The organism is Burkholderia sp. JP2-270 (assembly GCF_003233675.1).
GTDB lineage: Bacteria > Pseudomonadota > Gammaproteobacteria > Burkholderiales > Burkholderiaceae > Burkholderia > Burkholderia pyrrocinia_C.
Genome location: NZ_CP029824.1, coordinates 2,518,396 through 2,531,381, shown reverse-complemented (window position 1 = coordinate 2,531,381; position 12,986 = coordinate 2,518,396). Strand labels below are relative to the sequence as shown.

10 protein-coding genes and 1 pseudogene are annotated in these 12,986 nt (G+C 64.1%); 4 read left to right on the top strand and 7 right to left on the bottom strand.

What is annotated here, in order from left to right; all coding sequences use genetic code 11:
- The first annotated feature begins 3 nt into the window (after window positions 1-3).
- Entirely contained in the window at window positions 4-1,674 is a 1,671-nt protein-coding gene (locus DM992_RS12000) for a bifunctional protein tyrosine phosphatase family protein/NAD(P)/FAD-dependent oxidoreductase (protein ID WP_111016962.1), read from the top strand.
- 18 nt (window positions 1,675-1,692) lie between these two features.
- The gene (locus DM992_RS11995; RefSeq protein ID WP_111016961.1) at window positions 1,693-2,499 is read left to right on the top strand and encodes a sulfite exporter TauE/SafE family protein; all 807 of its coding nucleotides are present in this window, start codon (window positions 1,693-1,695) and stop codon (window positions 2,497-2,499) included.
- Between the two features lie 267 nt (window positions 2,500-2,766).
- Here the strand turns inward: DM992_RS11995 and DM992_RS11990 are convergent, their stop codons facing one another.
- From DM992_RS11990 to DM992_RS11980, 4 genes are read right to left on the bottom strand one after another with little or no spacing between them, the layout of a single operon-like run.
- Window positions 2,767-3,597 carry a hypothetical protein gene (locus DM992_RS11990; protein ID WP_111016960.1) on the bottom strand — a complete coding sequence of 277 codons (831 nt, stop codon included), beginning with the start codon at window positions 3,595-3,597 and terminating at the stop codon, window positions 2,767-2,769.
- A gap of 1 nt (window position 3,598) precedes the next feature.
- The gene (locus tag DM992_RS42680) at window positions 3,599-4,405 is read right to left on the bottom strand and encodes a hypothetical protein (protein WP_239511271.1); all 807 of its coding nucleotides are present in this window, start codon (window positions 4,403-4,405) and stop codon (window positions 3,599-3,601) included.
- Window positions 4,374-7,454 carry a type VI secretion system Vgr family protein gene (gene tssI, locus DM992_RS11985; protein WP_239511270.1) on the bottom strand — a complete coding sequence of 1,027 codons (3,081 nt, stop codon included), beginning with the start codon at window positions 7,452-7,454 and terminating at the stop codon, window positions 4,374-4,376. The genes DM992_RS42680 and tssI overlap by 32 nt, the downstream gene beginning before the upstream one ends.
- 19 nt (window positions 7,455-7,473) lie before the next feature.
- On the bottom strand, window positions 7,474-7,725 hold the full coding sequence (locus DM992_RS11980) for a PAAR domain-containing protein (RefSeq protein ID WP_111016959.1): 252 nt from the start codon (window positions 7,723-7,725) through the stop codon (window positions 7,474-7,476).
- Window positions 7,726-7,916: 191 nt separating this feature from the next.
- Here DM992_RS11980 and DM992_RS11975 point away from each other — a divergent pair.
- Window positions 7,917-8,210, top strand: a pseudogene (locus tag DM992_RS11975) (TSUP family transporter); the annotation flags it as partial.
- Window positions 8,211-8,361: 151 nt separating this feature from the next.
- Complete coding sequence (locus DM992_RS11970; RefSeq protein WP_111016958.1) at window positions 8,362-9,975, top strand: DUF3472 domain-containing protein; 1,614 nt, start codon at window positions 8,362-8,364, stop codon at window positions 9,973-9,975.
- A gap of 105 nt (window positions 9,976-10,080) precedes the next feature.
- Here DM992_RS11970 and DM992_RS11965 read toward each other — a convergent pair whose 3' ends face one another.
- Genes DM992_RS11965 through potA form a run of 3 tightly spaced genes read right to left on the bottom strand, consistent with a single transcriptional unit; the run spans window position 10,081 to window position 12,982 of the window.
- The gene (locus DM992_RS11965; RefSeq protein ID WP_111016957.1) at window positions 10,081-10,902 is read right to left on the bottom strand and encodes an ABC transporter permease subunit; all 822 of its coding nucleotides are present in this window, start codon (window positions 10,900-10,902) and stop codon (window positions 10,081-10,083) included.
- On the bottom strand, window positions 10,899-11,825 hold the full coding sequence (locus DM992_RS11960) for an ABC transporter permease subunit (RefSeq protein WP_111016956.1): 927 nt from the start codon (window positions 11,823-11,825) through the stop codon (window positions 10,899-10,901). The genes DM992_RS11965 and DM992_RS11960 overlap by 4 nt, the downstream gene beginning before the upstream one ends.
- On the bottom strand, window positions 11,822-12,982 hold the full coding sequence (gene potA, locus DM992_RS11955; RefSeq protein WP_111016955.1) for a polyamine ABC transporter ATP-binding protein: 1,161 nt from the start codon (window positions 12,980-12,982) through the stop codon (window positions 11,822-11,824). Before potA ends, DM992_RS11960 begins: the two co-directional genes overlap by 4 nt.
- Between the last annotated feature and the right edge of the window lie 4 nt (window positions 12,983-12,986).

The window sequence follows — 12,986 nt, the reverse complement described above, 5'->3', positions numbered from 1 at the left end:
GACATGACCACCATCCGCAAGCTGACCGACGCGCTGTCGGTCTCGCCGCAGATCGCGGCGGCCGACCTGCCCGCGCTGCACGCGGCGGGCATCCGCGCGATCGTCTGCAACCGGCCCGACGGCGAAGGCCCCGACCAGCCGACCGTCACCGAGATCCGCGCGGCCGCCGCGCCGCTCGGCATCGACGTGCATTACCTGCCGGTCGATACGGGCAAGGTGACCGACGATCAGGCCGCGCAGTTCGGCGCGCTCGTCGCATCGCTCGACGGCCCGGTGCTCGCCTACTGCCGCAGCGGCACGCGCTCGGCCACGCTGTGGGCGCTGTCGCAAGCGGGCCTGCGCCCGCTGAACGACATCGTCGCGACGGCCGATGCGGCCGGTTACGACCTGCGCGCGCTCGCGTCGCGCGTCACGCAAGGCAGCAGGCCGGCGCCGCCGGCCGTCGATGCGCGGCACGACATCGTGATCGTCGGCGCGGGCGCGGCCGGTATCGCGGTCGCATCGAGCCTGCTCGCGCGCGACGCGTCGCTCGACATCGCGGTGATCGATCCGGCCGACGTCCACTACTACCAGCCTGGCTGGACGATGGTCGGCGCCGGTGTGTTCCGGCCCGAGACCACCGCGCGCCAGATGACCGACTTGCTGCCGCGCGGCGTACACCGGATCCAGGCCGCCGTCGCCGGCTTCGAGCCCGACACGCACACGGTCGTGCTCGACGGCTGCCGGCGCATCGGCTACCGCAAGCTCGTCGTGTGCCCGGGGCTCAAGCTCGACTGGCACGCCATCGAAGGCCTCGCCGACACGCTCGGCCGCAACGGCGTCACGTCGAACTACCGCTTCGATCTCGCGCCGTACACATGGGAGCTCGTCCGTACGTTCCGCGGCGGCAATGCACTCTTCACGCAGCCGCCGATGCCGATCAAGTGCGCGGGCGCGCCGCAGAAGGCGATGTACCTGTCGTGCGACCACTGGCGGCGCGCGGGGCGCCTCGAGGCCGCGAACGTCGAGTTCCTGAATGCGGGCGGCGCGCTGTTCGGCGTGGCCGACTACGTGCCCGCGCTGATGGAGTACGTGAAAAGCTATGACATCGCGCTGTCGTTCGGCCACAACCTCGTCGCGATCGACGGGCCCGCGCGCCGCGCGACGTTCGTGCGCGCGCTGCCGGACGGCGGCAAGGAAACCGTCGTGCGTTCGTTCGACATGATCCACGTCGTGCCGCCGCAGAAGGCGCCCGACTTCGTGCGTTCGAGCCCGCTCGCCGACGCGGCCGGCTGGATCGACGTCGATCCGGCGACGCTGCGGCACAAGCACTTTCCGGACATCTACGCGCTCGGCGACGCCACCAACACGACCAATGCGAAGACGGCCGCGGCCGCCCGCAAGCAGGCGCCCGTCGTCGCGCACAACCTGCTCGCATCGCTCGGCCGCGCGCACGGCGACGCCGCGTACGACGGCTATGGCTCGTGCCCGCTCACCGTCGAGCGCGGCAAGATCGTGCTCGCCGAATTCCTGTACGGCGGCAAGGTCGCGCCGACCTTCCCCGCCTGGCTGATCGACGGCAAACGCCCGTCGCGGCTCGCGTGGCTGCTCAAGGAGCGCGTGCTGCCGCCGCTCTACTGGAAGGCGATGCTCAAGGGCCGCGAATGGCTCGCGAAGCCCGCGATCGCACGTTGAGCGGAGCCCGATGACGTCATGCTGATTTCCCTCGTACTCGGCGGCTTCGTCGGCGCCGTGCTCGGCCTGACCGGCGCCGGCGGCGGCATTCTCGCGGTGCCCGCGCTCGTCGTCGGCATGAGCTGGCCGATGCAGCAGGCCACGCCCGTCGCGCTCGTCGCGGTGGCCGGCAGTGCCGCGCTCGGCGCGCTCGAAGGCTTCCGCCGCGGGCTCGTGCGCTATCGCGCCGCGCTGCTGATGGCCGTGGCCGGCGTGCCGCTGACCACGCTCGGCGTGCGGCTCGCGCACGTGCTGCCGCAGCGCCTGCTGCTCGCACTGTTCGCGCTGACGATGCTGATCGTCGCCGGCCGCCTGCTGCGGCAGGCCCTGCGACACGCCCCCGTCGACGCGAACGCGTCGCCGCTGTGCGTCGGCCGCGTGAATCCCGATACGGGCCGTCTCGTGTGGTCCTGGCCGGTCGGCTTCGCGCTTGCGTCGACCGGCGCGATAACAGGCCTGATGACGGGGCTGCTCGGCGTCGGCGGCGGCTTCGTGATCGTGCCGATGCTGCGCAAGTTCACGAACGTGTCGATGCACGGCATCGTCGCGACGTCGCTGATGGTGATCGCGCTAGTCGGCGCCGGCGGCGTGTTCGCGACGCTCGTGTCGGGCACGCGCGCGCCGCTCGACGTGACGCTGTGGTTCACCGTCGCGACCGCGCTCGGCATGGCCGCCGGACGCGGTGCATCGCGGCACCTTGCCGCGCGACACGTGCAGGCCGGCTTCGCGGCCGTGCTCGTGTGCGTTGCGCTCGGAATGCTGGCGAAGGCGGTGTTCGGCGCGTGAACGATGGAGACGGACGCCGGGTTACCGGCGCCCCCTCTCACTCATATCAGAAGTCCGTCTCGCGCAGATACCAAAAGGTCCGTCGGATTTTCAACGGCCAAATCAACAAATCAACCCTGGAATTTTCAGCCGGGAATCGAATTTCGGCGAAAGAAAAGTGGGGCGGGCGGTTTCAGCTTCCGTGGCGCTTTTGCCACGATACCCCCCGGAGAGTCCTCCGCCACCTCCAACTGTGTCTGTCCCTACGAGAAGCGAGTGGGATGTCGGTCAGCCCCGTCTCCACCCCGAATCGTCCTTTAGCCACATCCATCGCCCCGGAGCATGAGGGGAATACCATTGTTCGCGAAAGTGAATGGTTCGCACCTCGGGAAACTTTCTACCAGCGTGAACAAGCAACGCGTCGGTCGGCCCGTTATCCGACCATCCTTCCCAAATACCGGTTTCTGGACAAATCATCCCGGTGCACAGGTCCATTTCGCCGTACTTCTGCCGCTTCACCTGTTGTTGTTCAAGGCGACGCTGCTCGCGTTCCTCGGGTGTCAAAATCTTGTAGTCACGACTTATCGTGATTTCGCCCAGCATCTGTGGAAACGAGCCATCCAGGGGATTTGCATAAAATAGTTCTACGTCGACGGGAAATTTACTACCGGGGATATCTTTTGCTCGGTAGCGAAACGTCTGAGCATTAGGGGAATCAGGTGTGCGCCCCATCATTTCATTCCCATAATTTTTTTCACCTTGATGATCCACCCAATAATCCTCCAATTGAAGAAGAGATTTGATTTCCGTATCGGGCAGGCCAGCGATCATTGGGTCGAGGAGAATTCTTACTCCTGCCGGGACGATCATCACCTTCGAACGGTCAACACTATAATCTTCGGGATCATCGCCAGTGGAAAATTCAATTCTCGCTTTAGGTAACACAGGATTGGCATAACGGTAAAGTCTTCCTTCGGCGGGGGGATGCGGTTTTGCCGCGTACACCCGCCCGAAGACTGTGCCTTCAGGATCAAATGGTTTGTCGTCGCGCAGGATCGCCATTGCCGTTTTCAGGATGCTGCGGACCATCGCACGCTGTTCGTCAGCTTGGCTCGTCATGTCAACTCCTTGCGTCAACGGCTTTGAGGGCAGCGGCATAGTCTGCTGTGCATGTGCCGGGGTTGAACACGAGAGCGCGATCAGGACGGTCCCAATAGGCCTGCACCACCTCTGCACACGCATACGCAACTTCTTCATGCAATTGACTCCGGTAGCCTTCCTCGAAACGCACCATCTTTGCTGCCGTCTCAGGCGGCACGCTCAACAATTTGCACACTTCGGCTTGCGCAATTGGAACATCGGGCTTCACATAGGCTCCACCCGCTTGGTCCTGCATGTACGAGATCATCCAGTAGTAGTGAAACATCAGCATCCGATGCAGCCCTGTAGTAACGAGGTTGTCATTGGGGATGTTGATTTTTTTGGCTGCATCACAGGCACCTTTTTTCGTATATGCCTTATACACACCGAACATCTGCGTAAATATTTCATAATCCGCGGAATGTTGTTGAAGCAGCGCCATCATCCAAAATGCCTGCTGGCAGTGTCGTGCCTCATGGTAAAGCATGTCAGCGAATGATTTCATTCGACCATCCAACGCCCCCGCATCATCCGCAGTCGCAATAATTTTTTCGACCTCTTTCTCCTGAATGGCAATGGCCCAGTTTTTCTGAACAAATGATGCACTAACATCCGGGCGCATGTTGTAACGAACTTGCCCTTGTTGCGCGCTGACAATGTCAATGATCGGCATCGCTCCGTTTGATAGCATCGCGTCATTAACAGTGCCTTCGGGTAGGCCAAATGGCCCAGAGGCTAGCGCCACTCTCAATATTTCACGAATCGTATCGATAATCCTGTCTTTCAAGTCGTTCGATATTCCACCACTTACTGTTCTGAACCGACTCCACGGAATGCCCTTGAGCGCGTCCTTGATCGCCGCCGTATAGGCTTTCGTCACCGGATACACGACATCGTTGCGCGGCCGATTCCCTTTCACATCGTTCTGCTTGGCCCCGTCGATGAAGTGATGGAAGCGCAGCCCGAAGTTGAGCGGATCGCATGTCGCAAACGTTGGCGGTTGATTCTCGGACGTCGCCCCCCTGTTCCGGCGTGCTCGCCGTCTTGCCCCTGATTTTCGCGGTCCGCTTGTCGGCGTTCGGCGCGGTAGCGGTGTAGGGCGTCGTGTTGTCGCGCACGATCGCCGCATGATTGACCGCAATCACCTTGTCCGGATCGCTTGCGGCAAGTAACTCGACGGTCCCGAACGCAACGTCATGGTCGGTAATCAGCGACGTTTCACCATGCTCGTTACTTACCCCCTCGATCACGCGCCCATTGTCGAGCGTGATGCGGTATGGCTGCTGCGATAGCGCGAAGCCGCTGTCGTGTTCCATCAACACAAAGTGTGCAGCGAACAGCCCCGGATTGTCCGGCGTGACCGGCAGGCGCATCGGCCGAATCTGAGGAGCATCGGTCTGGTGGCTGCCCGCATAGACCGTATGTTCGCCGGCCGTGCGAACCACGTAGCCCTGTTCACCGATACGCACCTCAGTACTGCCGGCGTGCAGCACGATTTCCTTCGCCGCGTGCAGATGAATGCTGTCGGCGGTACTTGTGATGGTGACCGACTGTTTGGCCGTCACGTCGATGCCATCGGTCTGCGCTTCGATACGCACCTTGCCAGCGGCGGCAATCAGCTTTATTCCCGCCTTGTGCACGAACAGCGAGAACGCATTCGCCACGCTCGCGAACAGCGACCGGCCGACCGCCAGGCCAACATGCCGACCGCTCGTCACCGCGACATCCTCGTTGCTCGCGATATGAACGTTGCGCTCGGCCGCGAAACTGATTCCCGCCGATCCTGCCAGCACCATGTCGGCTTCCGTCAGTTCCGGGAAGTCATCCGGATCGCCCGATGGATTCCCTTTGATCGCGTCGTTACGGGCCTTGATCGCTCGCGCCACGTCGCTCTGGTCTGCATCATGCTGCTGCGTCTCATGCTGTTGCGCCAGCGCGGACAGACTATCTTGCAGTTCTCGTGCCCGCGTCAGCCGGCCGATTGCCTCACGCGCGTCCTTCGCGTGGCCTGGGCCGCCCGTCTGGCCGTCTGTCGGGACGAACAGGCCCCTCAACGCCCGCACGACACCCCAATAATCCGTGCGCAGGTCGAAACCCGTGCCGCGCGCATCCGCCCGCCCCTTCTTCTTCACGATGCGCCGGATATTCCCGAGACTGAGTTGAGAGGCGCCCGCATCGCTCGCAATCTGCGTCTGGATTTGCCCCTGCGTATCGTCGATCGCCAGATGGCCGGATGAAGTGCCGTGGAATTCCTTGCCGCAAATCACCGATACCGCCTGATAGTCCGGCACGTGCAGCGCCGGTTGACGGAGCGCGTTCACGGCACTGCCGACAATCATCGGCAAATCTGGATCGCCGCAGTAGTGCGATACCGCCACTTCATGGCCGATGCGCGGAATGAATGTCGCACCCATGTCCACGCCCTGCCACGGCGACAGCACGCGCAGCCAGATGCCCGAATGCTCGTCGTGCTTGCCGTCACGATCCCACTCGAACTGCACCTTTACGCGGCCGTATTGGTCCGTCCAGACTTCCTGCTCGGCCGGCCCCACGACGATGGCCTTCTCCGGGCCGCTTAACACGGGCTTGTCGACACTGCGCTTGAGCCGGAACGGCTCGTTCGCCGGCAGCAGTTCGAACTGCGTTTCGACGCGGTATGTTTGTGCGATGCCTGCGCGATTGCCGATTTCCTCGATGTCGAGCGCGCACGACACGACGACATATTCGCGGTTCGCGGACTGCTGCGGGTAGCCTGTCAGGGTGAACGTGCGCCCGACCGTCAGCCCGCGCAGGTTGCCCGCGCCATGGGCGCGCAGCCCCGCACAGCGCTGCGCCTCGAGTTGCACGCGCGCAAAATGGCGTGCTTCCCGATCCGCATCGTTCGGCTGGCCTGCAAGACCTTGTGCACCCGCCAGCGGTTGGCTGTAGTCGCCCCAGGCGTAAATCTCACCGTCCGCGCTGGCAGTTCCGCGCGGATTCTCTTCAGTGGCAGCCAGCTTCGCGCGCGGACGCGTGTAGTCGTAGTCCGTCACGGTGACACAGCCGGCCGTGAGCCGACTCGTCACCGACAGCGCATGAATGTGTTCTTCGTCGATGCGCTTGCTGTCGGGTGGCAGGTAGCGCAGCGTCTCGTAGGCCGCACCGTGCGGCTGGTGGCCACCCATCGTGTCGCACAAGACCAGGCGATGATGGCCGCCGTCGTGTTCGAACCACCACCAAATGCCCCATTCCTCCCACAGTCGCTGCAGGAACGCCCAGTCCGATTCGAACGCCTGACGCTGCATGTCGCGCTTTGGATAGATTCCTCGAAATACGCCCGCGAGACGCTTTTCAACCGTGTACGGATATTTCGACAGCACCGCATCAGTGATGTCGACGACGGTCATATCCTGAAAGAGCCGACAATCCTGCGTCAGCGTCGCACGATAGAGCCATGGGCGCAGTTCGAGTTCGTACAGAATTGAGTCGCGGTCCTGACCGGCAATTCTGGCCGCCACGACCAACCCCGTGATTTCGCGCGTTCCTGCGCCGATATTGCCGAGTCCGGCACTGCCTGCAAGGCCCGGTATGAATTGCCCTTTGCCTTCGAACCGGATCGAAACGGTGACCTCGGTACCGACCACTTTATCCAGATCGAGATTGGACGTGATGCTCGGGGAGAATGCATAGGCATCGTCGGTGCGCAGCGTAACGAGATAACGGCATTCGTCGATGCGGCCAATCGTTTCGGTGCCCTGCAACCGCACCGGAACGAATATCGGGAGTGCATTCATTCCATAGGTCGGCAAGGCTGCGCCGGAGATCGACAGGGTGCGTGCTTGGGGCAGAGTCGACATGGTTGCTGGTCCTCTCTGCTCAAGCACCGACGATCGTGGCGCCGCAGCCGGTCTTGTCGCCGCGATACGCGACCAGACGACCATGATGTGTGCGCGGGCCGCTCGCCAGCAGCGGAAAGATGCCGCCGCATTTCGGGCATGTCACGCCGTGGCCTTCCAATGCCACGCCGATGCCGAGATGCTTGAGATCATCGGCGGCTTCGGTAACGACACCGCCATGATCGGTGGCGTCTCCGAGGCGAACCATTTCGCGGCCTTGTGCGTTTTTCATCGATGCCCCGTGCGAGGAATGAAACCGTCCTTTTACCTCGCGCCGAAGCACCGCGCAATTATTGAGATGACTATTTCCATCTCTCGATAAATGCAATCAACATATCCAGTAATAAATTCAGCTTTATACGAATTAATTAAAGAAATTAGGATTTTTCGTATTCGCATGAATACCCGATCCACTCTCGAATCGTGATCGTGCCGATGCTGCGCAAGTTCACGAACGTGTCGATGCACGGCATCGTCGCGACGTCGCTGATGGTGATCGCGCTGGTCGGCGCCGGCGGCGTGTTCGCGACGCTCGTATCGGGCACGCGCGCGCCGCTCGACGTGACGCTGTGGTTCACCGTCGCGACCGCGCTCGGCATGGCCGCCGGACGCGGTGCATCGCGGCACCTTGCCGCGCGACACGTGCAGGCCGGCTTCGCGGCCGTGCTCGTGTGCGTTGCGCTCGGAATGCTGGCGAAGGCGGTGTTCGGCGCATAAGCCGGCTCAGCATCCGGGTGCGGAACCGATCCCGCGCCCGGCTCGCGACGCGCCTCATCCGTCGCGAATTTGTCAGGACCGCATGCTAGACTCGCCGCCGCGCGCCCGTCCGTCGCGCGTCGAAAACGAATAACTATTCAGGAGTCCGGCCATGCTCGTCCCGTCCGTCAGCCGCGCGGCAATCGCTGCGCTGATGCTCGCTCCGCTCACTGCGCTCGCCGCGCCCGCCTACACGGCGACATTGACGCTCGCCAGCCTGTCGCCGTCCGTCGGCGGCACCGACAAGGCGACGCTGAAACTCGCCAACACCGGCACCGAACCGGCTGCCGCCGGCCTCTCCATCGGCATGCCCGCCGGTTTCACCGCGAACGGTTTCACGAGCGCGTGCGGCGGTACGCTGGCCAGCGACGGCACCGCGCAGCTCGCGCTGACCGGCGCGACGGTGCCGGCAGGCGGCGCATGCACGTTCACCTTCACGCTCGGCGTACCGCCCGTCGCGTCCCTGCCGCCACCGGGCGCGCGCGGTTTCAGCATCGCGGCCAGCACGGCGCCTGGCCTCGCGACACTGTCGGCCAGCACCGCACCGACGCTCAACGGCTTCCTCGGCGCGACGCCGGGGCTTTACAGCAACACGTGGTTTCCGTCGACGGTGCGCAGCGTCGCGATCCTCGACCTGTTCATCACGCCGCGGACCGACCCGGGCCCGAACTCCAACGTGTACTGGTCGAACCAGGTCAACTCGCTGCACGGCTACACGGGTTTGCAGTCGACCGAACTGGTGTCTGCCAGCGAAGGCACGGGCAAGCAATTCCTGTTCAGCCTGTGGGGCGCCACCGCCGCGAAACCCGGCACACCCGCGAGCGCAGGCATCGGCGCCGGCAGCTACTGCACGGTCAGCGGCTCGGCGACGGATGGCAGCGCCGGCGCGCAATGCCGCTATCGCTACGAGTGGCAGGCCGGCCACACGTACCGCTTCCGCATCACGCCGGACACGAGCCAGGGGCCCGGCTGGTTCAAGAGCAACGTGACCGACGTGACGGGCGGCGCGACCGGCGACAGCTTCGACATCGGCAGCATCTACGTCGGCACGACGCAAACGCAGGTTCCAGTCTCGTCGATCAGCCAGTGGGTCGAGTACTTCGACTGGAATTCGAGTCGCACGAGCTGCGCGTCGGTTGCATATACGAACGCGCAATTCAGCGTGGCTGCTTACGATGGGCTCGGCAATCCGGTGACGGTGCCTGTCCCGTCGGTCACGGTCAACAAGACGTGTCCCACCGCCTACGCAAATGCATCCGAATCGAACGGCGTCGCGACGCTGATCGGCGGCCCGCAGCAGTCGGCCGCAGGCCTCGTCAAGGCGAATGGCGCTTGCCTGACCGCATCGGGCGGCCTGCGCGACGGCAATGCCGCGGTGCTCGGCGCCTGCCCGACGCTCGCGTCGGTGCGCGCCTCCGGCGGCACGCACTTCAATCCGCAATTGTGGGTCGCCGCGGGCGACGGCACGCTGCAGACCAAGTACAGCTACTGCCTCACCGCGCAGGCACCGAGCGCGGGCAACGGCACGCTGCTGCGCACCTGCGTCGCCGGCGAGGCCGATCAGCAATGGCTCGTCAAGGCCGGCACGGCGCCCGGTTCGGCACAGCTCGTGTCGCAGCCGACGGGCCGCTGCCTCGCGCCCGCCGCCGGCGACACGCTGAGCCTCCAACCGTGCTCGGCCGCCACTGCGGTCTGGACGACGCCCGGCAAGAGCTTCGCGTACTGACCGGCGACGACCTGCGCTGAGCGGCACGCAGGCCGCCCAAACAAAACGCCCGGCCCGACTCGTCGTCGGCACCGGGCGTTTTTCATTGCAGCCGCAACCTGCGCGTCAGGTCGCGAATGCCACCATCCGCTTGCGCTCTTGCCGCAGCATCACGAAGTTCGCGATCACGACGCCGGCCGTCACCGCGACGATGAACAGCGTCGCGAGCGCGTTCATCTCCGGATTCAGCCCGAGGCGCACGCGCGAGAACACGACGAGCGGCAGCGTCGTCGAGCCGGGGCCCGACAGGAACGCCGACAGCACGAGGTCGTCGATCGACAGCGTGAACGACAGCAGCCAGCCCGCGATCAGCGCCTGCGAAATCAGCGGCAGCGTGATCGTGAAGAACACCTTCAGCGGCGTCGCGCCGAGATCGAGCGCGGCTTCTTCCAGCGACGGATTCAGCTCGCGCACACGCGACTGCACGATGATCGCGACATACGAGATGCACAGCATCACGTGGCCGAGCCAGATCGTGAAGATGCCGCGCTCTGCCGGCCAGCCGATCCATTTCGCGAGTTCGATGAACAGCAGCAGCAGCGAGATCCCCTGGATCACCTCGGGAATCACGAGCGGCGCGTTGATCATCCCGCTGAACAGCGCAAAGCCGCGAAAACGCCCCATCCGCGCGAGCACGAAGCCGGCCCACGTGCCGATGAACACCGACGCGAACGCGGTCAGCACGCCGATCTTCAGCGATAGCCACGCGGCCGTCAGCAGTTCGTCGTCCTCGACGAGCGCCGAGTACCAGCGGAACGAGAAGCCCGACCACACGGTGACGAGCTTCGACTCGTTGAACGAATAGACGATCAGGCTGATGATCGGGATGTACAGGAACGCGAAGCCGGCAAACAGCGCCGCGAACTGCAGGTAACGATTCGGCTTCATCGGCGCCCCCCCTGCTCCTTCGCCTGGAAATGCTGGAACATCGCCATCGGCACGAGCAGCAGCAGCACCATCGCGCAGGTCACCGCCGACGCCATCGGCCAGTCCGCATTGTTGAAGAACTCGTTCCACATCACGCGGCCGATCATCAGCGTGTTCGCGCCGCCGAGCAGTTCCGGAATCACGTATTCACCGACCGCCGGGATGAACACCAGCAGGCAGCCCGCGATGATGCCGTTCTTCGACAGCGGCAGCGTGATCTGCACGAACGCCTTCCACGGCTTCGCGCCGAGGTCGTATGCGGCTTCCAGCAGGCGCAGGTCCATTTTCACGAGGTGCGCGTAGAGCGGCATCACGAGGAACGGCAGGTACGAATACACCATCCCGATGTACACCGCGTAGTTCGTGCGGTACAGCTCGATCGGCGTATGGGTCAGGCCGATCCACATCAGGAAGTTGTTCAGCAGCCCGTTGTTCTTCAGGATGCCGATCCATGCGTACACGCGGATCAGGAACGACGTCCAGAACGGCAGCATCACGCCCATCATCAGCAGGTTGCGGGTCGCCGGGTTCGAGCGCGCGATGTAATACGCCATCGGATAGCCGATCAGCAGACACAGCAGCGTCGTGACCGCGGCCACCCACACCGAGTTCACGTAGGTCGCGAAATACAGGCTGTCCGTGAACAGGAACGCGTAGTGCGACAGGTTCAGCGCGACGTGCACGACGCCGTCCGCGTACGACGCGAGCTCCGTGTACGGCGGGATGCCGAGCTGCAGCTCCGCGAAGCTGATCTTGACGACCAGCACGAACGGCACGAGGAAGAACAGCACGAGCCACGTGAACGGCCCGGCGACGACCGCCGTGGCGCCCGTCAGGTTGAAGCGCCGCACCGGCCACTCGAGCAGGGACTTGAACGCGCTCATGACGTCAGCACCACGCCTGCGGTCGCGCTCCAGCGCACGTAGATCTCGTCGCCGAGCGACGGCGTGTCGAGCTCCGAAATCGCGAGGCTCGATACGTTCGCGATCACCGTCTTGCCCGCGTCGAGCTTCACGTGATACAGCGAATAGCCGCCCATGTACGCGACATTGCTGATCCTGCCGCGCGCCCAGTTGAACGCGCCTTCGGGCGGCTTGCGCGTGAGCGCGATCCGCTCGGGGCGCACCGACACCGTGACCGGCATCCCGAGCGGGCCCGAGATCCCGTGGCTCACGTACAGCCGGCTCGGCAGCTCCGGCGATTCGATGTACACGTGGTCGGGTTCGTCCTCGACGGTCACGCCGTCGAACAGGTTCGTCGAGCCGATGAACTCGGCCGAGAAGCGGCTGTTCGGATATTCGTAGACCTCGTTCGGCGAGCCGATCTGCACGATCTGCCCTTCGCTCATCACCGCGAGGCGGTTCGCCATCGTCATCGCTTCTTCCTGGTCGTGCGTGACCATGATGCAGGTGACGCCGACCTTGTTCAGGATGTTGACGAGCTCGATCTGCGTGCGCTGGCGGATCTGCTTGTCGAGCGCGGACATCGGCTCGTCGAGCAGCAGCAGCTTCGGCCGCTTGACCAGCGAACGCGCGAGCGCGACGCGCTGCTGCTGGCCGCCGGAGAGCTGATGCGGCTTGCGCTTCGCGTACTTGCTCATCTGCACGAGTTCGAGCGCCGCATGCACGCGCTCCTTCAGCTCGGCCTTCGGCACGCCTTCCTGCTTGAGGCCGAACGCGACGTTCGACTCGACCGACATGTGCGGGAACAGCGCATACGACTGGAACATCATGTTCACGGGCCGCTTGTACGGCGGCATCTGCGCGAGGTCCTCGCCGTCGATCAGGATCTTGCCCGACGTGACCGTCTCGAGGCCCGCGAGCATCCGCAGCAACGTCGACTTGCCGCAGCCCGAGCTGCCGAGCAGCGCGAACAGCTCGCCCCGGCGCACGGTCAGGTTGACGCTGCGCACGGCTTCGGTGTCGCCGAATTTCTTCACGACGTCGACGATCTGGACAAAGTTCTCGGCGCGCGTATCGGCGCCGGAGGAGGAAACGGAGAACGGTGCGCCCGCGACCGGCGCACCCGACTGGCTATTCATGATG

Bases quoted from the DNA above. Each gene is read 5' to 3' on its own strand.
- DM992_RS12000 (WP_111016962.1), top strand. From the start codon at position 4: ATGACCACCATCCGCAAGCTGACCGACGCGCTGTCGGTCTCGCCGCAG.
- DM992_RS11995 (WP_111016961.1), top strand. From the start codon at position 1,693: ATGCTGATTTCCCTCGTACTCGGCGGCTTCGTCGGCGCCGTGCTCGGC.
- DM992_RS11990 (WP_111016960.1), bottom strand. From the start codon at position 3,597: ATGACGAGCCAAGCTGACGAACAGCGTGCGATGGTCCGCAGCATCCTG.
- tssI (WP_239511270.1), bottom strand. From the start codon at position 7,454: ATGTCGACTCTGCCCCAAGCACGCACCCTGTCGATCTCCGGCGCAGCC.
- DM992_RS11980 (WP_111016959.1), bottom strand. From the start codon at position 7,725: ATGAAAAACGCACAAGGCCGCGAAATGGTTCGCCTCGGAGACGCCACC.
- DM992_RS11970 (WP_111016958.1), top strand. From the start codon at position 8,362: ATGCTCGTCCCGTCCGTCAGCCGCGCGGCAATCGCTGCGCTGATGCTC.
- DM992_RS11965 (WP_111016957.1), bottom strand. From the start codon at position 10,902: ATGAAGCCGAATCGTTACCTGCAGTTCGCGGCGCTGTTTGCCGGCTTC.
- DM992_RS11960 (WP_111016956.1), bottom strand. From the start codon at position 11,825: ATGAGCGCGTTCAAGTCCCTGCTCGAGTGGCCGGTGCGGCGCTTCAAC.
- potA (WP_111016955.1), bottom strand. From the start codon at position 12,982: ATGAATAGCCAGTCGGGTGCGCCGGTCGCGGGCGCACCGTTCTCCGTT.